Consider the following 23,895-nt stretch of genomic DNA (forward strand, 5'->3'; position numbering starts at 1 on the left):
ACAAACACTCTTATTTCCTAAGCGAATTACTTGAAAATTAGAACGCTGGAGAGAGGCTAGGTTAAACCTTTTGGACGCTCAGCATAATCCTACAAAACAATGGCTTAATACACCGATTAAGGCAAGTCCAACAGTTAGGGTCAAAGTGGGAGAAGCAGGGGTCATATATCTTCTTATTGCCAGAAGATTGTTCCCAAATGAACCCAATTAAATGGAAGTGGCAACATCTTAAAAAAGATGAATTAGCGGCACAAATGTTTGAAGCGGAGTTATATAGCAATCCTAAATGATTCATGTAAATTTGTAGGTAGTGCCTTTCTTTGCCTACCCCCTATCTATCGGGGCAACCGGGCGTGGGATTGCCCCTACAATAATTACGCGAATGATTTAGGGTTGCTATATCTCGCCTAGGCCGTAATTCATGGAGTAGAAGTTAGAGGAGAAACGAGTTTCAAAAAAGAAGGCAAGTGCAGGCCCGTGCTCCCAACTCTGAGGCCATAATTCATTCCAAATCTAAAATCTAAAATCTAAAATCTAAAATGGTATGAGATTGCTTCTTGAAGGGCTGTCGCTACGCCAATAGATGAGTTATATTGCAATCCTCGCATCAGTTGTAAAAATATGTAGGGGGTAGTGCCTTTCTTTGCCTACCCCAGCCTGCATCGGGGCAACCGGGCGTGGGGAGAACCCTACAAGAATTACACAAATCATTTATGATTGCTATAAGACCCAAATCAAAACTATTTTCGGTAATCTTGAAAAACAGGAGTTGCTATAATTTAAAGTTGAAAAACAACTGTACGGAGCGAAAATTATGGGACTATTTGACCAAATTTTGAGCGCGATCGACAATCCCAACCAACAAGCAAGTCCCAATCAGTTGGGCAACATTCTCGGTGCGGTAGAGCAGTTGAGCGGCAACCAGGGCATCGATGCGGGTACGACTCAGTTGGCGATGTCGGTTTTGGGCGGATACGTGCGATCGGCATTGCAAAACGTGCGATCGCAGTCAGGAGACGCACAAGCTCAACAAGTTGTCAACCAATTTAGCGGTACAAATCCCAATCCCCAAGCAGTACAGAGTTTGTTCGGAGCCGGCCAACTCACGCAGATAGTGACGGATATAGCCCAAAGAACTGGTTTGAATAACACCACAGTGCAGGCGATGATACCTGTTTTGGTGCCGCTCATACTGAATTTGCTACAAACCGGCGGCAACGCCCAAAATCCAGCCCAGGGCGGAAATCCCGTTTTGAATACGTTTTTAGATACAGATGGAGATGGCGACGTAGATATTACTGACGCAATGTCGATGGCTAGCCGCTTTTTGAATCAACGCCGTTAATTTGGGATTTTGTAACCGCAGATATCAGCGGATGGACACAGAGGAACGCAGATAGGATTTTATCTGCGTTCCTCTGCGTTTATCTGGCTTCATCTGCGGTTAAAAAAAATTCCTAGTTTAACCCAAACCCAAATCAGTCACAGCACCGACACTGCTAGAAGAAACCAACTTAGCATATTTAGCCAAAACGCCCCTAGTATAGCGAGGTTTAGGAGGCTGCCAAAGAGCGCGCCGCTGCTCCAATTCTGCATCAGAAACATTGAGCTGCAACAAGCGATTGTTAGCATCAATCGTAATCGAATCGCCCTCTTTTACCAGAGCAATTGTGCCTCCTACTTGTGCTTCTGGTGCAACGTGACCGACCACCATGCCGTAAGTTCCGCCCGAGAAGCGGCCGTCAGTAATTAACCCGACAGAATCGCCTAAACCTGCGCCAATAATTGCCGAAGTTGGTGCTAACATTTCGCGCATTCCCGGCCCGCCTTTGGGCCCTTCGTAGCGGATGATAATCACATCTCCGGCTTGAATTTTGCCTGCTAAAATTGCATCCAAACAATTTTCTTCAGATTCAAATACCCGCGCCGGGCCGGTAATTTGCGGTTTTTTAACGCCAGTAATTTTAGCAACGGCTCCTTCTGTTGCCAGATTTCCCCTGAGAATTGCTAAATGTCCTTGGGCGTAAAGCGGGTTGTTCCAAGGGCGGATGACATCTTGGTCGGCGCGGGGTTCGGCTGGAATATCTGCTAACACTTCGGCAACAGTTTGACCGGTAATTGTCAGGGCGTCGCCGTGCAGCAAACCCTGTTCTAGCAGCATTTTCATTACTTGAGGAATGCCGCCGGCTGTGTGCAAATCGGTTGCTACGTATTTGCCGCTGGGTTTGAGGTCGCACAGCACTGGTACTTTTGCTCGAATAGTTTCAAAATCGTCGAGGGACAGTTCAACGCCGATCGCATTGGAAATGGCTAATAAATGCAGCACAGCGTTGGTTGAACCGCCGACTGCCATGATGACGGCGATCGCATTTTCAAAGGCCTTGCGTGTCAAAATTTGGCTCGGTAACAACTGTTTGCGGACAGCTTCCACCAGCACTTTTGCAGATTCGGCAGCGCTGTCAGCTTTTTCGGCATCCTCAGCAGCCATTGTCGAAGAATAAGGCAAACTCATGCCCATCACTTCAAAAGCGCTCGACATGGTATTTGCTGTGAACATTCCGCCACAGGAACCCGCACCCGGACAAGCTTTTTGTTCGACTGCATTGAGTTCTGTTTCGTCAATTTTGCCCGCGCTGAATTGGCCGACTGCTTCAAAAGCGCTGACAACGGTTAAATCGCGTCCGTTGTGGTGTCCTGGTTTGATCGTGCCGCCGTAAACAAAAATAGCAGGAATGTTCATGCGGGCGATCGCAATCATCGCCCCCGGCATATTTTTATCGCAACCGCCGACAGCCAGCACCCCGTCCATACTTTGGCCGTTGCAAACTGTTTCGATGGAATCCGCAATCACATCTCTCGACACCAGAGAATATTTCATCCCTTCTGTTCCCATCGAGATTCCGTCGCTGATAGTAATCGTACCGAACATCTGCGGCATCGCCCCAGCTTCCTTTGCACCCGCAATAGCCCGCAAAGCGAGGTCGTTTAATCCCATGTTGCAGGGCGTAATCGTGCTGTACCCGTTGGCAATCCCCACAATCGGCTTGGTGAAATCGCCGTCACCAAAACCGACTGCCCGCAGCATTGCTCGGTTGGGCGCGCGCTGCACGCCTCCAGTCACAGCTTGGCTTCTCAAATTTTCAGGCATTTTAAAATTTCCTTTGTCAGTTAGTTGTCGGTTGTTCTGTTGTCTGTTGTCTGTTTTTCTTTGCCGCTGGCTGTTGACTGCCCAGTGCCGAGAGTTTTACGCTATTTTTAATTTTCTCAGAAGCGTTCATATTTGTCAGGCCTTTTAAGAGGCAGTGGCACCGCAGTGCCCGGAAAGCAATGCAAAGATTCTACAGATACTACAGCGTGCAGAGTGAATACCGTGGTTATCTGGGATGATGTGGTAACACCCATCACTCTAACGTTTAAAAAAAATTGCGAGGCGAATGACATGGAGGCCGATCGAATTCTGAGGCAATATGCGGCCGGAGAAAGAAATTTTCGAGAGATTAACCTCGTCGGGGCAGACTTAAAAGGGGTAAACCTCAGCGAGGCTAACTTTACCCGATCGAATTTCCAAGACGCAAACCTCAAAGGCGCTAACCTGACGGGAGCGAACTTGCGCGAGGTGAAATTGGCAGGGGTGGACTTGACGGAAGCCAACCTCAGCGAAGCAAATCTCATCGGTACCGATTTGAGCCGTGCCAATCTCAGCGGGGCTAACCTGATGGGAGCCAACCTGCGCGGCTCAATGGCCAGAGAAGTCAACATGACTAAGGCTAATTTGACGGAAGCTAATTTGACCGAAGCCAACTTTACCGAAGCGAATTTGTTTGCGGCCAACTTAACCGAGGCTAGCATGATTCGCATTAATTTGATGAAGGCAAATTTGAGTTGGTCAACTCTCAAAGCGGTAAACCTGACAAATGCCATCCTCAGCGAGTCGCTTTTAGAAAGAGCTAACCTAAATCAGGCAATTCTCAGCGGGGCGATGGTGAGCGGGGCAAACTTGGCTGGTGCAGACTTGCGCCAAGTAACGATGGTTGGAGCTAATCTCACCGACGCTAATCTGAGCAATGCTAATTTGAGAGTTGCTAATGTGAGTTGGTCAACGTTGGCAAGAGCTAATTTGAGCGGTGCTAATTTGTACCGTGCCAAGCTGTGCTGGTCTAATTTTAGCGGGGCTGTTTTGGTGGAAGCGGTTTTGATTGATGCTAATCTCAATCGAACTAACTTCCGCGATGCAGATTTGAGGCGGGCAATTATGCCCGATGGCACGACTAATGATTCTTAAAATTTGATTGTTGACTGTTGACTGTTGATTGTTGATTGTTGATTGTTGACTAATGACTAATGACTAATGACTACTGACTACTGACTACTGACTAATGACTAATGACTAATGACTACTGACTACTGACTACTGACTAATGACTAATGACTACTGACTAATGACTAATGACTATCACTGAATTATTGATGTTGGGTGCGGCGGGAATTTTTGCCGGAATTCTAGCTGGATTTTTGGGTATCGGCGGCGGTACGGTGCTCGTGCCTTTGCTGGTGGCTCTCAATTACGCTCCGGTGCAAGCGGTTGCTACTAGCGGTTTGTCGATCGTGATTACAGCTATTTCTGGCAGCATCCAGAATTGGCGCATGGGCTACCTCAACTTGAGTCAAGTCGCAGGCATCGGATTTCCCGCCGTCATCACCGCACAAATCGGTGCTTATTTGGCGGGGATATTTCCGCCTTACTTGCTGTTACTTACTTTTGGGTTGTTGCTGTGGTTGAATATTTATTTGATTGAAGTTCGCAAGCACCTGACAGCTAAGAAGAAAGCGGAACTAGAACAAGGGGAACTGGGAGGACAAGCGGGACAAGGAGAAAATGCTCAATTACCAATTACTAATCACGAATTACCCAATAATTCCAATATTTTATTCCATCCAACTTTTGCTAAAATTGCTACCGGCAGTGCGGCGGGTTTATTAGCGGGTTTGTTCGGCGTAGGCGGCGGCGTAATTATGGTTCCCCTGCAAATTTTGCTGTTAGGAGAAAGCATTAAAACCGCAATTCAAACCAGCTTGGGCGTCATCGTCATCACGGCAATTTCGGCGACGGCGGGACACGCGGCGCGCGGGAATGTTTTGTGGGTTGTGGGGTTAATTCTTGGCGGCGGCGGTTTGTTGGGCGCGCAGGTGAGCACGCGGTTTTTGCCGAGATTGCCCGATCGTATTGTTAGTTTAGCTTTTCGATCGCTCTTAGCCGTGTTATCGATTTATGTTTTCTGGCAAGCTTGGCAAAAATTTAGTAACGGGTAATTGGTAATTGGTAAGGTGCGCGGCCCGGCGCACCCTACGAAATAATGCGGGAAGGTGCCCGCGCTGCACCCTACGAAAAACGATAAGTAAGACTAATTTGCTGATAGTTTCTTCACGGCGCGAGTCAGACGCTGCAAATAAGGCTTGACAATTTCTTGATTTTGTCGCTGCAATTCGGAAACTTGCTGCTGCAAATGCTGAATCTCGGTTTGCAACATCCCTGTGTCTATTGTGGGTCGATCGAGCAAGTCCTGCAATTGCTGGAGAGAACCTTGGATTGTATCAAAGTCTACTTCGTTCGATCGCTCCTGTAACTGAGCCGTAATAGTTTTAACTTCAGTTAACTGTTCGCCCATCAATAAAAATCGGACGTTGACATTTTCCCAATCATGCTCTCTCAGGGCACTATTTTCCAAAATGCGGAGTTTTTGCTGCAAATCGGACAGGGTGGTGTAGAGTTCCTGAGAATCAGCCGGCAGCGCCTGGGCTTGGCGTTCGAGGGAGGCTACGGCAGCTTGTACCTCGGCGATGACGCCGGATTCCAAGCCCAGGAGTTTTTGCTGCAAATCGGAGACAGCGGTGTAGAGTTCCGCAGGTTCTCCAGGTAGTATCTGAACTTGTTGCGATCGACGTTCTACTGCGGCCTGTACGTCCGTAATCGCAGAATTTGCCTTTTGTTGCATTTGTTGCTCGAAACGCTGGCGATTGGCGAGATTTATCGATAGTGCTGCGGTTAAGGGGGCGGCAGCGTAGACAATTTGGCCCGACAATCCTGCAGCAATCGTGCCAATAGCGGAACCAGCAACAGAGGCGTATTCTACCAATTCTAGCCAGTCCGGCTGGTTCGGGGCACTTCTCAAAGCTGGGAATGATGCTTTTTCAATCTTCTGCATAGCCTTTTAGTGGTAGTCGGATAGATGGCAATACCGACATGATAAAAGCGATCGGCAAATAAATCAGGGCTATTGGTCAAAATTTCCTGATTGTGGTATTTTCATTGACCGAAAGCATCCAGGATACCCGCCACGTGATTCATCCGTCCAGAAATAAAAAACCTGTATCCGATAAAGGAGCCCCCGAATTTATCTCGCGCAAGTCAATGCTTCAATTCTAAAATCTAAAATCTAAAATCTAAAATCTAAAATCGATTGACCTTCTGCCTTCAAAACGGTCAATCTCAGGTAAAATTCAGGATTAAGTCGATCGCTCAAAACACTTAACCGATAACCGTTAACCGCCGTCTGTCAGGAGTATACAGAAAATGGGTCTTAAGATTATTGAAAGCTACGATAGCAGTTTTGTCCTCGAACCCGATGCTAAAACAGCACTGTTCGGTTTATTAACCGGTGAAAGCTTTCTCCAACAAATAGCGCTACAATTGCAATGCTCGCGCATTGAGTTTGCCGAGTTACTGTTTCAGCCAGTCCCTTACAGCAGCGAGACGCCGAAGGGAATGCCTGCGGAATTTGAAAAGTATCATCAATCGAGCGATTTTGCGATCGTCAACGTCCCGCCTAATTTCATGTTCCAAGCCAAAATATTTAAACCCAGCCGCCTCTGTGCAATCTATCGAGTTTTTAAGAATTAGGTAAAAGCTGGTTCATCTGTGGTTTAATCTAAAATCTAAAATCTAAAATCTAAAATCGGATGACAGAAGACATTCAATCTCTCGCCAGCTTAGAATTCATTCCATACATAGACTCCGAGGGGAAATTGCCCGATTTTGTCCAGGGAAAAATCGGCGTTTACGCAATTTTTGACAGCGATAAAGTCCTGCAATTTGTCGGCTATTCTCGCGACATTTACCTCAGCCTCAAACAGCATTTGGTACGCCAAACCCAATATTGCTACTGGCTGAAAGTCCAAACTATTGACAAGCCCAGCCGCACGATTCTAGAAAGCATTAGAGAAAGTTGGATTGCCGAAAACGGTTCCCAACCCCAAGGTAACGGTGCCGATGCTGCCAAGTGGAACGAGCCCATCGACACCAAAACTGTAATGACTGCCCAAGAAACGGCAAATTATGAAGGTATCTTCGCCGATGAAATTGCCAAAGATAAATTGTTGAAAAATGTCGCGCGGCGCGTGGAAAATGAAATTTTTGCGCTGCTGAAAGCTCGCGGCGTAACAGAAGAAATCCGGTTTAATCCCAAGCTCAAAACTAGCGGATTGCTGGATTTAAAGTAAATACCGCTCACCCGGCAGTCCGCCAGGGAATGAATTCCCTGTCTAATAGCGAAAGTCCTCTAAAAGAGGACTAAGCTGTTACGAATCTAGATTGTATTTTTGGGCGGGCGGGACGCCCAACACCTACTCCCCACAAGACTTGGATTTTTTTGACAGACAATTTAAAGGCCCAACAGCTTAATAAATTATTCAGTCCTCTTTTAGAGGACTTTCACTTTGAGGCAGGGGTTTCAACCCCTGACGGACTGACGGAATATCGGTTTTACCTTAAACAGATGCTCGTGTACAATCTATCTCATATATTCTCTGGGTCGGTTAAATTTTAAAATGTTGAAATGTATTAAAATTTAACAGATATCGGAATCTGCAAAATTAACTCGGTTCCTCGGCCCGGAGCAGAAATACAACTGATTTGACCTCGATGTTTTTCCACTACAATATCGTGACTGATTGCCAACCCTAATCCAGTACCGCGGCCTACAGGCTTCGTAGTAAAAAATGGGTCAAATATCTGGTGGCGCACTTCCTCACTCATCCCACAACCGTTATCGGCAATGTGAATAATAACGGATTTATAGTTGTGAGTGGCTAATATTGAATCTTGATTGTGCAGCGCAGCTTCTGACTCAAAACCTACTGAAGTGCTGATGGTAATTTTTCGGGGAGACGATTGATTTTCCAGGGCATCAATAGCATTACTTAGCAGGTTCATGAACACCTGATTTAACTCACTGGCATAACAGGTGACTCTTGGCAGTTGGCTGTAGTTTTTAATGACCTCTATCTCCCCAGCTTTGTGTGTTCCCTTTAGTCGATGTTGCAAAATAACTAAAGTATTGTCTATGCTTTCATGAATATCCACTGGCTTGTACTTTTGTTCGCCAAGGCGGGTGAATTTCCGCAAAGACATCACAATTTCGCTAATCCGAGAAGCACCCTCTGTCATCGAATTCAGCAGTTTTGGATAATCCTCTGCGATGAATTCGGGTTGAATCTCATCCAATTCGCCGATAATTTCTGCAACGGGGTGGGGGTAGTAATGTCGGTACAATTCGACGAGGCGAAGCAAATCTCGCGCATACTCCGCCGCTAGAGAAATATTGCCGTAGATAAAGCTGACGGGATTGTTGATTTCGTGAGCAATTCCTGCCGCTAGCTGACCTAAAGAAGCCATTTTTTCCTTCTGTATTAACTGAGCTTGAGTTTTCTTTAGTTCAGTTACGGTTTGTTCGAGTTGCTGGGCGTAGGATTGTGTTTGCTGGAACAACTGGCGCTGTACGAGTTGATTGGAAACGCGGGCGAGAACTTCTTGTTCGTGAAACGGTTTTGTGATATAATCTATACCGCCAACTTCAAAGGCTTTGACTTTATCTAATACTTCATTCAAAGCACTGATAAAAATAACTGGAATGTCCTTGGTTGTGGGAGAAGCTTTCAATGCTTGGCAGACTTGGTAGCCGTCCATACCGGGCATCATGATGTCGAGCAAAATCAAGTCAGGAGGAGTTAATTCGATCGACCGCAGCGCTAGTTTGCCGTCGGGTGCGGTGCGTGTTTTGTACCCTTGCTGCGAGAGTATTTGAGCTAAAAGTTGCAAATTAGCCGGAATATCATCAACAATTAAAATATTCCCTTTTAAGACGGGAGTTGGTTCGTAATTCATATCTAGTTTGGTAAAATAACCTTTATAGGTTTGTAGTGAGTACGATCGTCCGAGCGGGTTTTATGAGGACGATCGTACTCACTACGAACCGGGTATAATATCAATTCTCTTTCGTTTCGGGATGGATGAGAGCTAGTATTTGATTGAACTGAAACTCGTTAGCCAATGTGGCTAGGGCGCTAGCTAAAGCGTCATTACGATCGCGAATTTGCTCAATTTGGATCAGAATTAACTCTAAATCGCACTCAATTGTGGCTTTCTCTAAAGCTGCCAGCCAATCTGCGGGTAAAGCTGCCAGAGTCTCTGGAGTCGGAGCCTCGATTTGAGTTGAATCGGGAACACTCTCCGGTTCATCGTAAATGTAACGCACTCCCAGATGTTTGTGCAGGGTGGCAAAAATTTCTGTATCTCCGAAGGGTTTGTGGATAAAGTCATCGCAATCATCTGATACAGTAACCGTTTGCGCTTCCTCGGCGTTACCGGCACTCACGGCAATAATTGCCGTAGCTTGACCTTTAACGGTGGCTTTAATGCGTTTGGTAGCTTCATGTCCATCCATCACGGGCATCCACATATCCATAAAAATTAAGTGTGGCTCAAAACTCGACCACATTTCAATAGCTTCCATGCCATTGCTGGCTTCTTCGAGTTCAAAGTTAAAGCCAGCGAGGAGTTCGATCAGCAGTTGGCGGTTGTCTGATCGATCGTCCACAATCAAAATACGATAGCGTGGCTGGTTGCGTTCCAGGGCTATCACCCGACGCGGTTCGTGTACGGGTTGAGTCGCAGGCGCATCAACGGCGCTGACGGGGATATCAAACGCGAAGGTGGTGCCGCGTCCAACTTCACTGCGTACAGTAATCACGCCGCCCATCAGCTTGATAAACTGTTGGCTGATAGCCAGCCCCAAGCCTGTTCCTTGCTGAGATTTGGTTCCTGTTTTGGTTTGCACAAAGGGTTGAAAGAGCTTATCTAACTCATCAGCAGCTATGCCGGAGCCCGTGTCTTCTATTTCAAAATGTAATTTGTAATTACTGATGGGTAATTGCTGATTTTCACTGTCTATAAATGCACTTACTCTTAACCTAATTACTCCTTGTATGGTAAATTTAATGGCGTTAGAAAGCAGATTAATTAAAACTTGACGCAATTTCATTTGATCTGTTTGCACGTATTCGGGAATTTCGCTAGAGCAGTCAATGATTAACTGCAATTGTTGCTCCCTTGCCTGGAGTTTAAACATCTCTTCCAGATCGTTCAACAGGCTGCTTAATTGAAAGTCTGTTGGATTGATTGTAATCCGTCCCGCCTCTATTTTGGCTAAATCTAATATTTGATTGATCAGAGCTAGCAAGTGTTCTCCGCTGCGGTTGATAATGCGGATATTTTCCTGTTGTTCGCGAGTGAGGTTGGTAGAGCGCTGCATCAATTGCGAGAATCCCAGAATTGCGTTTAGCGGGGTGCGGAGTTCGTGGCTCATATTTGCCAGAAAAGTGCTTTTGGCAAGGTTGGCGGCTTCTGCGGCCCAGGCGGCTTGTTGAAGCTGTACTGCTTGCTGTTGAGTGGCTTCGAGCAATTGAGCTTGTTGTAAGGCGACGCCTAGTTGAGTGCTAATTTGCAGCGCTATATTGATTTCTGCTTCGCGCCAAGTGCGGGGTGCAGAATTTTGATAGCTGGCGAGCAAACCCCAAAGTTGACTGCCACAAAATATGGGGAAAATAACGTAGGCTCTAGCTTGAAATTGTTTTAAAAGTTCTAGGTAACAAGGACTCAACCCAGCGCTGTATATGTCTTCAATTATGCGGTAAGGAACGCCTCTAGCATACATACCACCTTGATTTCTTTGTAGATAGGTATCCAGCACTGGTTCACTGGAGGCTTGCATAGTTTTCACGGTACAGCGAGAGTGTTCGACGAGAGTGTTTGGCACATTACCATCGTCGGGTTTTTGCATCAGAGATATCCAGCCTGGAGCCATTGACTCGGCAACAAATTCGCCACTCCAATCAGGATTAAAGCGATAGATACCGACACGATCGCATTTTAGGGTTTGTCGCAGTTCAGAGGTTGTGGTTTTGAATATTGTGTCAATATCTAAGGATTGACGGATGCGATCGATGCTGCGGGCGATGGCTTGTTCTCCCTGGGCGCTTTCTCGCAAAGCTGACTCGGCTTGTTTGCGATCGCTAATATCCAAGACAGTGCCGAACAAACGGAGCAACTGCCGTTTTTCATCATAAACAGGTTTCCCTCGGACTTCAATGTAAGTGAGCGAGCCATCTCTTCGGATTAGCCGCAGATCGATTTCAAAGCTTTGTCCCTTCATCGCTTGATCGCGCACCATTGTCAGATAGCGCGATCGATCTTCTGGATGAAAACGCTCGATTAATTGTTCGTTTGGCAGCGGTTTTTGAGTAGAATCGAGCTCATAAATGCGATAGAGTTCTTCACTCCAAGTAGTTGTTGCTGTGGCAATATCGTATTCCCAACTGCCAATACGGGCAATTTTTTGGGCTTCCAGCAGTCGGGATTCGGCTAACTGGCGATCGCTAATGTCGCGCGCTACCCAAACCGCAGAGCTATCGGAAAGTGGCGAAATTTTAGCAGCAAACCAAACTTCTTGGTTATTAATCGGCAGACTGTAATCAAAACTTATAGTTTGTTGGGTTTCCAATGCCTGTCGAACTTGAGCAAAATAAATCTCCTTCCTTGCCTCATTAAAAAAATGTTCGATGATGGAGTCGATCTGATTCGTATTATAGTTGTATTGAAAAATTCCCTTAGTTGGTATAATTTGGATGGTTTCTTCTTGAATCTCAAAAATTAATACAATATCTGTAATCGACTCAAATATTTTCACAATTTGCTCAGTAGAAGTGGAAAGTTTTTGTTCGAGCAATTTGCGCTCAGCAATTTCATATTGTAATAGTTCGTTAGCACGACCTAAAGCAGCGGTACGTTCGGCAACTTCGGCGGCTAAAGTGTGATTGTAGTCAGTTAATATTTTTTCAGATTGTTTGCGCTGTGCGATGTTATAAAAAGCATTGATGGCATAAACAATATTTCCGCCTTCGTCAAAAATTGGTGTGGCGCGCACCTCAAAAGGAATAAATTGCCCATCTCGATGAAGTTCTACATCTTCAACGAATACTGTTTCACCGCGCAGTGCTCGGAATGCGGGCAGTTCTTCCGTTGGATACGGCTGGTTTTGGCGGTAGATTTGATAAACTTCTACTGCTTTTTCTAAAGTTGCATCGGGAATAGTTTCTACGCCGAGCCAATGCTTGGCAGTTTGGTTGAAGTACACGACTTTACCCGAAGAATCGTGGATAGATACTCCCGCAGGTATGGCTTCGATAAATTGCTTGAGTTGGCTCTCTCTTTGCGCTAAAGCTTCATTTAAAAAATTTTGGTCTGTAAAAGCCTGTTGCAGTTGCGCTGCCATAAAATTGAAGGAATTGGCGAGATATCCGACTTCATCCAAGCGTGTAATTTCTAAAGGTTGATCCCATTTTCCTGTGGCAACATTTTTGGCGGCGGTATTCAAACGCATAATTGGCTTTGTTACCCAACGGGAAGTCAAAAATCCGATCGCGATCGCCAGCGGCAGTGTACCGATCAATAACCACAATGTATGGCGCGTATTTGCTTGAATGCGAGCCATGAAATCAGACTCTGGCACTACTACCACAATCAACCAATCCAAACCACGGAAATCTCGATAGGGAGTGACGCGGACAAACTGCCTATGGCCCTCGATCGCTAAGGTCAATTTCTGAGTTGTTTGCAGCGCGCGGAAGTTGCCAAATCGGTTGGCGAGTTGTCTAGCAATATCTCGCGTGCGGGCATCCTTGCTGTTGGTGGCTAGCAATGGCGTCGGTTGTTTTTTTGTTGTTGGCGTCACCAAGGGTGTTTCTAGTGTGGATGTGGCAATCAGATTTCCCGATCGATCCATAATAAAAGTTTGTCCTGACGCCGAGAATTGCAGCCTAGGCAGAAAGGTATTGATTGCCGAGGGCCCATTATTATCCGTGAGGCGATCGCGGGTACGTTCTCCTACTTGTTCGATTAACTGATGTGCTACATCCTCGATTGATTCCTGACCACTTTTGAAAGAAAGAAAGCTCACTAGCCCAACTACACTTACCGTTTGCAAAACAAACGGAACAATCAGAACCGTTCGCAGGGGAAGCTTGCTAAAAAATTTGGCGGTTAGGCGGTTGAAGTGATAAATGGGCATGGGTATGAACCAATTGCGCTGATAATAGTATTTTAACTGCTGTAGCGTACCTTTTCCCGCAATTGGCGCGCCCTACAGGCTCTGAAATGTTCCTCCGGTTTTAATATAGCCAACTACCAGCGAAGATTGGACGTGGATGGAAAAATTTGCTTCTGTCAGTTCTGTTTCTAGCTGTTGGGACTTTGATTCATTTTTACTTACACAAACTGTGATAAGTTTTCTAATTTCTTTGTGTCTCTCGGCAATCGTGTCGTTAATTAAAAGCTCTATAAATGGCTTATTGGTGGGCAGTTCTCTGCCCATCGTTTGAATTTTAACTTCTGTTTGATTTCCATCTAAATCTGTCAAAGTCAAGCTAGAGTAGCTTTCGGGAAGTTTATTAATAGTTTGATGCGGGTGCTGCAAATGCAACCATTTAACAACTGCTGCCTCTGTTACGGCTACAGATTCATGCAGCCGATCGACAAAAGCATAGAAAGCCTCATTATCTTCTCGATGAGCAAGTACGTAAGCTCGCAATTCTTTTCTGCTCATAGTTTGAAAATTAGGTCGGTTCATCAGAGTATCTCCATGGCCCGTTAGGATAAATCTCTATTTCGATAGTTTCACCAGCCAAAATGTAGAGGTTATATTATGTCCGGTACCATCTGAGATGTTGCACCATTCGTGTGAAGTAGGGGCGGGTTCACCAATAGCTTTAAAAGTTGCAGACAGGTTAAATAAACCCGCCCCAACCCACCCAAAAACTTATTGACTGCAGGTGCAACATCTCAGGTAGCATGGGAATTGTCGCCAGCGAGGGCGGGTTTATGAGATTGTAGATTATGGGCAATTATTATTGGTGAACCCGCCCCTACAAAGTTATGTTTTTTACTTCCGTTAACAATGGCAACGGTAGATTTGCACATACTAACTCAGCACAATTCCACTGCCGCAAATACTCATAGACTTCAGAAATGATCGCATTTGCTGCATCTAAATCTTGTGCTTGAGAAGCATGATAGTGCGCTCTGATTAGGGGCTTAATATCCTCGATTTCTTGCCATTCCGATTTTGGTTTGAGGGGAATGCTGATATAATAACTATAGGCTTGGCTGTGGGCGGTACGGAGATTTTCAGGGTTTTGATTTAGCAGGTACTCGCCCTTTTCTCGGACTAGGGGATGCAAGTGATAGGATTTGAGGTGGCGATCGTAATATAGCAATTGTCTGCGTTTGAGTGCCTGAATAATATTTTCTTTAAGCTCATACTTGCTAACTTCTGGCATTTGAGCGCTAATTCCGGCAAAAGATAGCGGATATTCTGAGGTTTGATAGACAGAAATTCGGCTGAGACAAGTTTGCTAGCCGTCGCCCAGACGCGCTATCATTTCATCGATCGCACTTTCAATATCTCGAATCAGCAACCAGTCTCTCTGGTGCAGAAAAATCCCGACATTTCCCTGAAACTCGGTATCATCTCGAATCAAGGCTGCGACGAGTTGTAAGGCTTTGGGATGTCCAGAATAGCGATCGCACATTTCGGCGAATTCCTCTGGATTTGCAGTCAGATTAAAAGATTGCAATAGGGCAACTGCCGCATCTCGATCCAATCCGTTTAGCTGGATTTCGCGGGTGACTGTTGACGGCAATTCGGCTAAGCTTTCGCGACTGGTGAAAATAATTTTGCTTTGATGTTCTGTTTCTAATAGTTGTTTGAATAACCAAGCATATTCTGCACAATCTTCGGCGAAATAACCAGCGGCTTTGGCATCTCCTGTTTTCAAAAGTGTGTCGGCGCGATCGAAAATGAGCAAGCAAGGTTTTTCTCTGAGGATTTTGAGCAGATTTTCGGTTTTTTTGCCGCAGTCATTTTGAGGATTGACGGCTGCGGTAATGTCGCCGTTGGAGAGGGTGAATAGCAGGGAGTCAATTGTGCGATCGAAGGGGGGTGCTTTGCCTGTTGCAGATTGCAAGGATTGCCAAGCGGCGCAGGTGAAGGGGGTTTTTTCTGTGTGGAGTTGGCGAATTAGTTGGCTGACGAGGCTGGTTTTTCCGATTCCCGGTAATCCGACAATTGAGATGGCGATGGGAACCCCCCCAGCCCAGGGCGGGCACGGGGGCAGGGGCGGGCACGGGGGCACCGCCCCTACAGTGTGGGGTTCAACAATTAGGGTTTTTAAGATATCGAGTTCTTTTGTGCGCTGTACCCAATTTCTGACGGGGGGTAAGTTTTCTGGGAGGGGGAAAGTGCGATCGTTTTCACTGTCTTGGGGGATATCTGCGATCGGGGCGACAAAGAGTGGTTCTGTTTTGATATTTTTGTAGCCTTCAGCAATGTATTCCCAGTTGTGTATTTCTACCGCTTTGCAAATATTGATAAAGTTCTCTCGTCTAATTTCTATTTTCGCCCAAAACCGCTTTAAGGTAGCTGTTGAAACTAAAGCGGCAACACACCAGGCATCCTCAGTTTTATTCCATCCGAGATTGCGTCGCACCATATCAATAATTTTCAATCCTTCTTCGGATGCTCTGAGCAAACCTGCCATTGTTACTCCGATACCACAACTTTACCCTAATTCGATTATAGCTCACATCGGAGAGCCAAAAAATGAGCCAAATGATCCAAATGAGCTAAATGAGCCTTTTTTGTTGAGCCAAATGCTGAGCCTTTGAGCCGACACAGCGTAGAGATTATGGATTATTGTCATAGGATGAGCTTGGCTGGCGGCTACAGATCGGGGTGAAGCCAAGGTAAGTAAGCATTTGCCTTGCGGTTAGGTATCGGTTTTTAAATTCTTGGGTAAAAAGTTGTTATTTATACTTTTTCCCCTGTAAGGGATGAGTGAAAGACCGATCCAATTTAGTTATTAATTTTTTCAAAAGCTTAGTTCAATATTGACATTCACAAGGAGTTTGAATCATGGTACAGGCTAGTTTTGGAGAGATTAACTTTAATACATGGGGGAATAACGGTTTCCAGTCACAATCCATTGACCCAAACCAGAATACTTATGTAATCGCTCATGGATGGAATAATACAGGTGGTAACGCAGGAAATAATTTTACGCCTGCTGACTGGGTAGCAGAAAAAGCTCAGGCTATCCGAGAACTCGATCCTAATGCAAATATTGTCGCGATGGATTGGGAAAGTGGTGCTAAAACTGATTACTCACAAGCTGCTGCAAATACAAAAGAAGCAGGTCAAAAGCTCGGTGAGTATCTGAAAAATGTTGGTGTTAATCCTAACAAAACCGAACTAATTGGTCACAGTTTAGGGGGTCATATCGCTGGTTCTGCTGGCGCTAAGTATCGAGAACTAACAGGTAATCAGATAAATCTCATCACTGCTTTAGACGCTGCTGGGCCGGGTTTTGGAATCAGGGCTAGACCGATAGGCTCGGGAACTGATGTGGTTGAAGAACCAGTTCCTCCAAGCGATCGCCTAGACCCCACTGATGCTAAACAAGTAATTGCGATTCATACAAGTAAATTAGGATACCAAGATACCATAGGTACAAAGGACATTTATCTCAACAAGAATGAACTCATTCAACCAGGTGGAAAGATTCCTCTTAATGATAGTCATGGTTACGCTCATAAAATAGATACTGAATTAAGGAATGGAGCATCTTTCTCTCAAAAAGATGGCTCGACATTCGATTTGAATCGATTGCGTTCTTCAGAAAAAGGTAGTATAAACTTTGATACTACCAACCCACCTTTCACAGGCTCAACGACTGGCACTTTTGGAGGCAGTAGCAATAAGTTCAGTTTAGGAACACCGGAATTTGTAAGTTTTGTCCAGTTTGACGGTAAACCTTTTAGTACAGGAACAGACATTCTTTTTAATCTTGGTAAATTGACTTATCGGAATGGAGTAAACGCCGAAGATTCACCAAGATCAATAGATACAACTCTCAATATTAATCTTTCGATAACCCAACCCGAAAATAGTCCCCAGACGTTTAATTTTGCAATTAACAATCAAGCAACAAATAACACAACTGGTGATGCGGTTCTGGATGCAGATCGCCTAACTTTTTCAGGTGCAGGTTTATCCGAAGAGAGAATTAAAGTGGCGGGTGCTGAATATACCCTCGATCTATATGGTTTTGCTTCAAATGGAGAACCTGTAGGACAGTTTGATTCACCGGAGAATAGCACAGCTACCGCTGATTTATTTGGTAAAATCGTACCAGTGACTATTTTTACTCAAGATCAAGAGACGCTACGTCTATTTAGCAATGATATTAAAGAGGCTGTTAAGGGCTTTAGAAACACAATTGCTGATGCAACAAATGGAATTTTGAGAGATCTAGTTTACCCATTGGCAGGGGCTGTAGTAGATGTTCTAATAGGTGCTCCAAGAGCAATAAGAAGTGCCAGCCAAGTCAATCCTCCAACAGATACGGGAACTACATTTCAGATTACTCAAGCAATAATGGCTGAAAATCCGGGGGGTGTGCTAGGTTCTAATAACAATGAGAAAATCTTAGGATCGCCCGTAACTGATGTAGTATTCGCAGCCAGAGGTGCTGATACTATCGAGGGTGCTATCGGCAATGATTACCTGCGAGGCGGAAAAGGAAGCGATCGCATTTTAGGTGACGATGGCAATGACATTCTCAACGGCAATGAAGGTGATGATTTCATCTCAGGAGGCCCTGGCAATGATTTAGTGCGGGGTGGACAAGGCAATGATGAAATTTTTGGCGATAATGGAGACGATATTTTAATCGGTGAAAAAGGAACTGATCGGCTAACTGGTGGCAATGGGACAGATGTTTTTATCCTGAGAACAGATACAGGTATAGAAGAAACCAATGCTGCTACTGCTGATTGGTTACTTGACTTTAATGCGAGTGAAGGCGATCTAATTGGCATCAATGGAGGCGTACCTATAGATATTCTCACCTTCACTCCTACTGATGTCAATCAAGATGGTATTGCAGACACGATTATTCAGTACACAGAAAACAACGAAATTATAGGTGTCTATACAAACATCTTTGGTGTCGTCATCAACACGCAGCCAGACATTGTGAAAAATGCCTTATTTACTATACCCCTGAACGACCCAATCACTCAGATAGGATAACGCTTTAGGAAAGTCGCCCAATAGTTTCGTCACAGCAATATGATGAAGTGCGATCGCCCTTACGACAAAAAGTGCGATCGCCCTTAAAATCAGAATAGACAAACAACATCTAATTTGTTAGAATTGAGTAAAACTCTACCCTTGAGAGTTTTACCTAACTTTATAATAGGTGAAAGATATGTTTTCGATTCTGAAAAACTTAATCAGCACAGATACCCAAGGACACCTAAGTTTAAACCTCGAACCCAAGTCAACAGAGTATCGCGTTCTTGTCAACGAAGCCGGACAAATTTTATTAGACCCAATAACCAACATACCCGATCGCGAACAGTGGTTGTGGCAAAACCCCCAAGCATTAGCCTCAGTCAAGTGCGGCCTCGCACAAGCAGCTAAAGGTGAAGTACACGATTTGGGTGACTTTTCGGAATATGCCGATCGGGATTTAAGCGTGATAAACGATCGTAAAATTAAATCAAAGTAGTGAAATCTAACTCGCATAAATGACCGACGAAACTCGACGAGAAATAGCGAGACGACTAGCTAGAGAACTAGAATCAAGGACTGTCATCTCACCCATAACACCCGGACAAGGCTTTCAAACCTTTGGTGAATTTAAAAGAACGATCGGGGTGGCAGGATCGGGGTTAGCGTGGCATCATATAGTTGGGCAAACAACATCAAATTTACAGAGATTCGGGGCAGAAGCAATACACAATACAGGCAATCTCGTCCGGCTAGAACACGGTACTGGGTCAATTCATCAGGAAATTACCAATTTCTACAACTCCGTCCAACCAGAATTAACAGGTACGAATACTCTAACCGTGAGAGGGTGGCTCAGCACTCAATCTTTTGCAGAACAACAAGACTTTGGCATTAGAGTTATTATAGCTTTCGGAGGAACAGTTTAATGCTGACTCTAGATATCCAATCAATCCTCAATTCTATTCCCAATGAAATTAGCTGGCAAGACATCGTACAGTTTGAAAATCTAGACGCTCGTGTTAGCATTGCTAATGACCTTTGTGCTAACATTATTGGTGTCAATGAAAGTACGATCGAATTGTGTCCTAATGAAAATCCTCCCGCTCGTTTAGAACAACTGGTTTGGTGGTGGGTTGTGCGTCCAGATTTAGGAGCGGCGATTGCCAAAGAAGCTCCTCAAGAACTCAAAAATATTATCAGTCAATACATTCTGCAAAATTGACAAAAACCAGCGCTCGTCTGTGGTTAAAAAAAGTGCGATCGCCCTTAACACAAAAAGTGCGATCGCCCATTTCAATTCCTAGCCAGAAATCACCTCACTCAAAAGATGAGCCTGAGAACCCTCAAGCCGAGGCCCATGAATCTGCACCACCCTAGAAGCCAAATAATTGCCCCAGCGCGCCGCTTGTACAGAACTCAAACCGTTAGTAATTCCAAACAAAACACCCCCCGCAAAAGCATCCCCAGCACCCACAGTATCGATCGCCTTTACCGGAAATCCAGCCACATCAACAATCTGTTTGTTCTCCACCACCATGCAGCCTTTATCCCCATTCGTGATAAAAGCCAAATCCGAAATCTCGCTCATTTTCCGAGCGCACTCTGACAGAGATTCCTCCTTAAAAAAGCTCCGAACTTCATCAGCATTGCAAAAAATTACATCGCAATATTCCGAAACCACCTTGTGAAAATCATCAGCAAATCGATCGACCAAAAAGCCATCCGAAAAAGTAAAAGCCACCTTCACACCCAGACGCTTAGACTGTTCCATCGTCTCAATGCTAGCCTTTCTAGGATCGGGAGCATCCCAAAGATAGCCCTCAACATAACTGTACTTGCAGTGAGCCAGTCGATCGACATCAATATCAGTCGCAGCCAGAGTAGTAGAAACCCCCAGATTAGTACACATCGTGCGTTCCGCATCCGGCGTAGTCAGCACTACACAAGTACCCGTAGGCCCGTTCGACTCAGCAGCAGGATGCACGTTAAAATCAATCCCCGCCGCCAGCAAATCTTGCCGATAAAATTCGCCGTTAGTATCCTTAGCAACCTTCCCCGAATAATACGCTTTACCGCCACTCTGAGCCAAACCAATCATCGTATTTGCCGCCGAACCGCCCGATCGCATTTGCAGCGAATTGTGTTCTAAATCGTGCAAAATCCCCCCCTGGGTTTCCGAATTCATCAGCGTCATCCCGCCGCGATTCAGCCCGTGGCCGAGTACAAATTCATCTTCCACCAATGCTAGGATGTCTACCAGGGCATTTCCCACGCCAAACACATCCACGGAACCAGATTCTTGATTATTTTCTGTCATCGCTGCTTTTTTTTACACTAACTATCAACTCTATAATAAATCGGATTAAAGTCAACATCCCCACTCCCAATCTAAAGTCCCCAACTTAAAATCTAAAATTCACAATCCAAAATCCCCAATCTAAAATCTAAAATCCAAAATCTAAAATCGCTATGACTTGTCTCCCACCTCTGATTCAGCAAATGTTGCAGCCCGGTTTTTACCCGCACGGGGTGACAGAACCAGTGCAGCTAATTCAGACTCACGCTTCCTTTGTCCTGCTGACAGGAGATTATACTTACAAAATCAAGAAACCTGTCAATTTTGGATTTTTGGACTATTCAACATTGGAAAAACGGCACCATTTCTGCAACGAAGAATTGCTGCTGAACCGACGCACTGCACCGGAAATTTATCTAGAAGTTTTGCCAATTGTTAAAATTGGGGATTCGTTTCAATTTGGCAGCAAATTACCTGCTCTAACTCCGGCTGAAGTTGCTGTAGAATATGTGCTGAAAATGCGGGAATTTCCTCAACATTCGCTGTTGCTCAGTTTGTTGGAACGCGGAATGTTGACCGAGCAACTTATGGCAGACTTAGGGCGGGAAGTTGCCAATTTTCACAGCACGGCAATTAGTAATAGCTACATTCGCACATTTGGCGAAGTCAGTCAGATTCGCACAGCAATAGACAACAATTACCTGATTTCGCAAAAATATATCGGCGGGCCGCAGACTCAGACACAATATCAGGAAACTAAAGATTATACTGATACGTTTTTTGAGAAAAATCAAGAGTTATTTAATCTGCGGATTGCCAATAATAAAATTCGCGAGTGCCACGGAGATTTGCACTTGCGAAATATAGCATTGTGGCAAGAGAAAATATTGCTATTCGACTGCATTGAATTTAACGAGCCTTTTCGCTTTGTTGATGTGATGTACGATGTGGCTTTTACAGTAATGGATTTGGAATCGCGGGGTCGCAGAGACTTGGGTAATGCTTTTCTGAATACTTACATCGAACAAACAGGGGATTGGGAAGGACTGCAACTGTTACCTCTGTATTTGAGCCGTCAAGCTTATGTTAGAGCAAAAGTAACTTCGTTAATGTTGGACGATTCTGCTATTTCAACTGCCCAAAAAGCCGAGATTTCACAGACAGCAGCTCATTACTATAAACTGGCTTGGCAATACACAAAACCGCGCCGGGGAAAGTTAACTTTGATGTCGGGTTTATCGGGTTCTGGCAAGAGTACAGCGGCTCGATATTTGGCTCGCCGCACTGGGGCAATTCACATTCGATCCGATGCTGTTCGCAAACATTTAGGCGGAATTTCTTTAAATGAACGCGGGGGGCCAGATTTGTACTCGGATGAAATGACGGCACAGACTTATGGTAGATTGTTAAAGTTGGGGATAATTTTGGCTGACCGAGGTTGGGATGTGATTTTAGATGCAAAGTTCGATCGCCCAAACTGGAGAACCGATGCGATGAATCAGGCTCAATCCCACGGCTTACCCTTGCAAATCATTTACTGTACCGCACCACTTGAAGTATTGCGAGAACGACTGCAACAGCGCCGGGGCGATATTGCCGACGCGACGGCAGAATTATTGAACTCGCAGCAAGCAGCTTTTGAACCTTTTACAGAATTAGAGCAAATTTCTGTAAACATTATAGATACCCTACAAGACTTAGAGGTACAATTAAACTTGATTTGTGGGGAGTAGTTGCAGTTCGATCGCCCTTGGCAATCTTACTTGTCTGCTAATATTGTAAATATCTTTCTGTTTTATTACAAAAAAAAGTTGCAGCTTATGCCAAAATTTACCGGAGACTCCAAGGGCTTTAGCCCCGCGCTGATATGGTTTGTGTTGTTTACCGTTGGGTTTCGCTTAGTAGGATGTACGCTAGTCCTGAGTCTCGGCTTGGGTGTCATCGGTGGCGTGGCAGCAGGTTTAATTGTCGCTTGGTGGCACAACGAATTACTACTCAACCCGAATATAAATTCCAAGGACAAAACCTCGGATGCTATCCTCAATAAAGAAGTAGTGCAAACGGACGCCCATAAATATAGCAAAACCTCTAGGGGTGATGCTGCTACATTTTTTGGCTGGTTATCTGGACCAGAGGATCGGCGCTAGCTTTAGTCATTAGTCATTAGTTAACAGTTAACAGTCACTAATGCCCAATGCCCAATGCCCAATTCCCAATGCCAATTTCTCATTGAATGTTTGTATTTCTGTCGAAACTCTTGCCGCTGTTTATTTATCCTTTGGGGTTGAGTTGCCTGTTAATGATGGCGGCTTTAATCACACTTTGGAAGCGTCCGAAATGGGCGGCGGCGCCAATTGCTGCGGCTCTAATTATTTTACTTCTCGGAAGTAGCGGTTGGGTTTCAAAATCGTTAGTTCGATCGCTCGAATGGCAAAACTTACAAACCGCCGAACTCCCTCAAGCTGAAGCGATTATCGTCTTGGGCGGTGGTGTCAAAGCAGCTTTACCTCCCCGTCCTTGGGTAGAATTAGCGGAAGCGGGCGATCGAATAATCTATGGTTCCCGACTTTACAAGCAAGGCAAAGCTTCTCTGCTCATTCTTAGTGGCGGTAGAGTAGATTGGAAAGGTGGCGGGCCTCCTGAATCGGCAGACATGGCAGAAATTGCCCAAACAATGGGTGTACCGGCATCAGCAATTCTGCAAGACCCCGATTCACACAACACTTATCAAAATGCCGTCAACGTGCGGAAACTTTTAGATGCTAAAGGCATAAAAGGGCCGGTTTTGCTAGTGACATCGGCGATGCACATGACTCGATCGCTCTTAATTTTCCAGCGTCAGGGAATAAAAGCAATTGCCGCACCAACAGACTTTCAGATAACGCAGCAGGATATCGCAGCATCCCAAAGCAATTGGCAATCAGTCGCCTTGGATTTATTGCCGGACACCTATCAGTTAAACCAGTCAACTAAAGCTTTGAAAGAATACATCGGCTTAATCGTTTATCGTCTGCGGGGATGGCTTTAACAGAATTTTAGATTTTAGATTTGGGATTTTAGGATCGTCAATTAAATAATTTCCCTTTTTTCTTGTGGGATGGGCGTCCCGCCCGCCCAGAAAGGACGGGCGGGACG

General features: G+C 45.1%; 20 protein-coding genes and 1 pseudogene. 12 read left to right on the top strand and 9 right to left on the bottom strand.

All coding sequences use genetic code 11. From position 1 onward, the window contains the following. The first annotated feature begins 814 nt into the window (after positions 1-814). Positions 815-1,345, top strand: a complete 531-nt coding sequence (locus QT984_RS18130; RefSeq protein WP_333056636.1) for a hypothetical protein — start codon at positions 815-817, stop codon at positions 1,343-1,345. Positions 1,346-1,462: 117 nt separating this feature from the next. Here the strand turns inward: QT984_RS18130 and ilvD are convergent, their stop codons facing one another. Further along, complete coding sequence (ilvD, locus tag QT984_RS18135; RefSeq protein WP_333056635.1) at positions 1,463-3,148, bottom strand: dihydroxy-acid dehydratase; 1,686 nt, start codon at positions 3,146-3,148, stop codon at positions 1,463-1,465. Positions 3,149-3,439: 291 nt separating this feature from the next. On the opposite strand from ilvD, the gene QT984_RS18140 reads away from it, so the two are divergent. Both QT984_RS18140 and QT984_RS18145 read left to right on the top strand, forming a co-directional pair. After that, positions 3,440-4,282, top strand: a complete 843-nt coding sequence (locus tag QT984_RS18140) for a pentapeptide repeat-containing protein (protein ID WP_333056685.1) — start codon at positions 3,440-3,442, stop codon at positions 4,280-4,282. 164 nt (positions 4,283-4,446) lie between these two features. After that, positions 4,447-5,310, top strand: coding sequence for a sulfite exporter TauE/SafE family protein (locus QT984_RS18145; RefSeq protein WP_333056634.1), 864 nt, complete (start codon positions 4,447-4,449; stop codon positions 5,308-5,310). A 92-nt stretch (positions 5,311-5,402) separates the two neighbouring features. On the opposite strand, the gene QT984_RS18150 is transcribed toward QT984_RS18145, so the two are convergent. Next, positions 5,403-6,203 carry a hypothetical protein gene (locus QT984_RS18150; protein WP_333056633.1) on the bottom strand — a complete coding sequence of 267 codons (801 nt, stop codon included), beginning with the start codon at positions 6,201-6,203 and terminating at the stop codon, positions 5,403-5,405. 368 nt (positions 6,204-6,571) lie between these two features. Between QT984_RS18150 and QT984_RS18155 the strand changes: the two genes are divergently transcribed. Beyond that, entirely contained in the window at positions 6,572-6,898 is a 327-nt protein-coding gene (locus QT984_RS18155) for a hypothetical protein (protein WP_333056631.1), read from the top strand. A 59-nt stretch (positions 6,899-6,957) separates the two neighbouring features. Next, the gene (locus tag QT984_RS18160) at positions 6,958-7,497 is read left to right on the top strand and encodes a GIY-YIG nuclease family protein (protein WP_333374592.1); all 540 of its coding nucleotides are present in this window, start codon (positions 6,958-6,960) and stop codon (positions 7,495-7,497) included. 340 nt (positions 7,498-7,837) lie between these two features. Here QT984_RS18160 and QT984_RS18165 read toward each other — a convergent pair whose 3' ends face one another. The 6 genes and pseudogenes from QT984_RS18165 to QT984_RS18185 form a co-directional block, all read right to left on the bottom strand. Continuing rightward, positions 7,838-9,160, bottom strand: coding sequence for a response regulator (locus QT984_RS18165; protein WP_333208195.1), 1,323 nt, complete (start codon positions 9,158-9,160; stop codon positions 7,838-7,840). A gap of 100 nt (positions 9,161-9,260) precedes the next feature. Further along, complete coding sequence (locus QT984_RS18170) at positions 9,261-13,400, bottom strand: ATP-binding protein (protein WP_333374594.1); 4,140 nt, start codon at positions 13,398-13,400, stop codon at positions 9,261-9,263. Between the two features lie 72 nt (positions 13,401-13,472). Next, positions 13,473-13,958 carry a DUF6887 family protein gene (locus QT984_RS18175; protein ID WP_333057501.1) on the bottom strand — a complete coding sequence of 162 codons (486 nt, stop codon included), beginning with the start codon at positions 13,956-13,958 and terminating at the stop codon, positions 13,473-13,475. Continuing rightward, positions 13,945-14,025, bottom strand: a pseudogene (locus QT984_RS29830) (DUF6888 family protein); the annotation flags it as partial. The pseudogene QT984_RS29830 and the gene QT984_RS18175, both read right to left, overlap by 14 nt. Positions 14,026-14,253: 228 nt before the next feature. Further along, positions 14,254-14,667 carry a hypothetical protein gene (locus QT984_RS18180; protein ID WP_333208192.1) on the bottom strand — a complete coding sequence of 138 codons (414 nt, stop codon included), beginning with the start codon at positions 14,665-14,667 and terminating at the stop codon, positions 14,254-14,256. 75 nt (positions 14,668-14,742) lie between these two features. After that, positions 14,743-15,927: an NACHT domain-containing protein gene (locus QT984_RS18185; RefSeq protein ID WP_333057503.1), complete on the bottom strand. Its 1,185-nt coding sequence runs from the start codon at positions 15,925-15,927 to the stop codon at positions 14,743-14,745. 374 nt (positions 15,928-16,301) lie between these two features. On the opposite strand from QT984_RS18185, the gene QT984_RS18190 reads away from it, so the two are divergent. The 4 genes from QT984_RS18190 to QT984_RS18205 all read left to right on the top strand — a co-directional run bounded on the left by QT984_RS18190 (position 16,302) and on the right by QT984_RS18205 (position 19,686). Continuing rightward, positions 16,302-18,479 carry a choice-of-anchor K domain-containing protein gene (locus tag QT984_RS18190; RefSeq protein ID WP_333374596.1) on the top strand — a complete coding sequence of 726 codons (2,178 nt, stop codon included), beginning with the start codon at positions 16,302-16,304 and terminating at the stop codon, positions 18,477-18,479. Between the two features lie 178 nt (positions 18,480-18,657). Next, on the top strand, positions 18,658-18,960 hold the full coding sequence (locus QT984_RS18195; protein ID WP_333057505.1) for a hypothetical protein: 303 nt from the start codon (positions 18,658-18,660) through the stop codon (positions 18,958-18,960). 19 nt (positions 18,961-18,979) lie between these two features. Continuing rightward, positions 18,980-19,390 (top strand): hypothetical protein, encoded by a 411-nt coding sequence (locus QT984_RS18200; protein ID WP_333057506.1) that lies wholly within the window; start codon positions 18,980-18,982, stop codon positions 19,388-19,390. Continuing rightward, positions 19,390-19,686 (top strand): hypothetical protein, encoded by a 297-nt coding sequence (locus QT984_RS18205; RefSeq protein ID WP_333057507.1) that lies wholly within the window; start codon positions 19,390-19,392, stop codon positions 19,684-19,686. The genes QT984_RS18200 and QT984_RS18205 overlap by 1 nt, the downstream gene beginning before the upstream one ends. Positions 19,687-19,764: 78 nt before the next feature. On the opposite strand, the gene QT984_RS18210 is transcribed toward QT984_RS18205, so the two are convergent. Continuing rightward, positions 19,765-20,781, bottom strand: coding sequence for an adenosine kinase (locus QT984_RS18210; RefSeq protein WP_333057509.1), 1,017 nt, complete (start codon positions 20,779-20,781; stop codon positions 19,765-19,767). 152 nt (positions 20,782-20,933) lie between these two features. Here QT984_RS18210 and QT984_RS18215 point away from each other — a divergent pair, with 152 nt between their 5' ends. From QT984_RS18215 to QT984_RS18225, 3 genes are all read left to right on the top strand, one after another. Then, entirely contained in the window at positions 20,934-22,493 is a 1,560-nt protein-coding gene (locus QT984_RS18215) for an AAA family ATPase (RefSeq protein WP_333274996.1), read from the top strand. A gap of 87 nt (positions 22,494-22,580) precedes the next feature. Continuing rightward, positions 22,581-22,907: a hypothetical protein gene (locus tag QT984_RS18220; RefSeq protein WP_333057513.1), complete on the top strand. Its 327-nt coding sequence runs from the start codon at positions 22,581-22,583 to the stop codon at positions 22,905-22,907. 86 nt (positions 22,908-22,993) lie between these two features. Beyond that, on the top strand, positions 22,994-23,788 hold the full coding sequence (locus QT984_RS18225) for a YdcF family protein (RefSeq protein ID WP_333315272.1): 795 nt from the start codon (positions 22,994-22,996) through the stop codon (positions 23,786-23,788). Positions 23,789-23,895 lie beyond the last annotated feature (107 nt).

The sequence above is a fragment of the Microcoleus sp. Z1_B2 genome (assembly GCF_036700325.1).
In the GTDB taxonomy this organism is placed as follows: Bacteria; Cyanobacteriota; Cyanobacteriia; order Cyanobacteriales; family Microcoleaceae; genus Microcoleus.

Coding starts and splice junctions, on each gene's coding strand:
- QT984_RS18210 (WP_333057509.1), bottom strand. CDS start 20,781: ATGACAGAAAATAATCAAGAATCTGGTTCCGTGGATGTGTTTGGCGTG.
- QT984_RS18220 (WP_333057513.1), top strand. CDS start 22,581: ATGCCAAAATTTACCGGAGACTCCAAGGGCTTTAGCCCCGCGCTGATA.
- QT984_RS18170 (WP_333374594.1), bottom strand. CDS start 13,400: ATGCCCATTTATCACTTCAACCGCCTAACCGCCAAATTTTTTAGCAAG.
- QT984_RS18140 (WP_333056685.1), top strand. CDS start 3,440: ATGGAGGCCGATCGAATTCTGAGGCAATATGCGGCCGGAGAAAGAAAT.
- QT984_RS18165 (WP_333208195.1), bottom strand. CDS start 9,160: ATGAATTACGAACCAACTCCCGTCTTAAAAGGGAATATTTTAATTGTT.
- QT984_RS18205 (WP_333057507.1), top strand. CDS start 19,390: ATGCTGACTCTAGATATCCAATCAATCCTCAATTCTATTCCCAATGAA.
- QT984_RS18195 (WP_333057505.1), top strand. CDS start 18,658: ATGTTTTCGATTCTGAAAAACTTAATCAGCACAGATACCCAAGGACAC.
- QT984_RS18215 (WP_333274996.1), top strand. CDS start 20,934: ATGACTTGTCTCCCACCTCTGATTCAGCAAATGTTGCAGCCCGGTTTT.
- QT984_RS18225 (WP_333315272.1), top strand. CDS start 22,994: ATGTTTGTATTTCTGTCGAAACTCTTGCCGCTGTTTATTTATCCTTTG.
- QT984_RS18160 (WP_333374592.1), top strand. CDS start 6,958: ATGACAGAAGACATTCAATCTCTCGCCAGCTTAGAATTCATTCCATAC.
- QT984_RS18130 (WP_333056636.1), top strand. CDS start 815: ATGGGACTATTTGACCAAATTTTGAGCGCGATCGACAATCCCAACCAA.
- QT984_RS18190 (WP_333374596.1), top strand. CDS start 16,302: ATGGTACAGGCTAGTTTTGGAGAGATTAACTTTAATACATGGGGGAAT.
- QT984_RS18180 (WP_333208192.1), bottom strand. CDS start 14,667: ATGCCAGAAGTTAGCAAGTATGAGCTTAAAGAAAATATTATTCAGGCA.
- QT984_RS18155 (WP_333056631.1), top strand. CDS start 6,572: ATGGGTCTTAAGATTATTGAAAGCTACGATAGCAGTTTTGTCCTCGAA.
- QT984_RS18145 (WP_333056634.1), top strand. CDS start 4,447: ATGACTATCACTGAATTATTGATGTTGGGTGCGGCGGGAATTTTTGCC.
- QT984_RS18185 (WP_333057503.1), bottom strand. CDS start 15,927: ATGGCAGGTTTGCTCAGAGCATCCGAAGAAGGATTGAAAATTATTGAT.
- QT984_RS18175 (WP_333057501.1), bottom strand. CDS start 13,958: ATGAACCGACCTAATTTTCAAACTATGAGCAGAAAAGAATTGCGAGCT.
- ilvD (WP_333056635.1), bottom strand. CDS start 3,148: ATGCCTGAAAATTTGAGAAGCCAAGCTGTGACTGGAGGCGTGCAGCGC.
- QT984_RS18200 (WP_333057506.1), top strand. CDS start 18,980: ATGACCGACGAAACTCGACGAGAAATAGCGAGACGACTAGCTAGAGAA.
- QT984_RS18150 (WP_333056633.1), bottom strand. CDS start 6,203: ATGCAGAAGATTGAAAAAGCATCATTCCCAGCTTTGAGAAGTGCCCCG.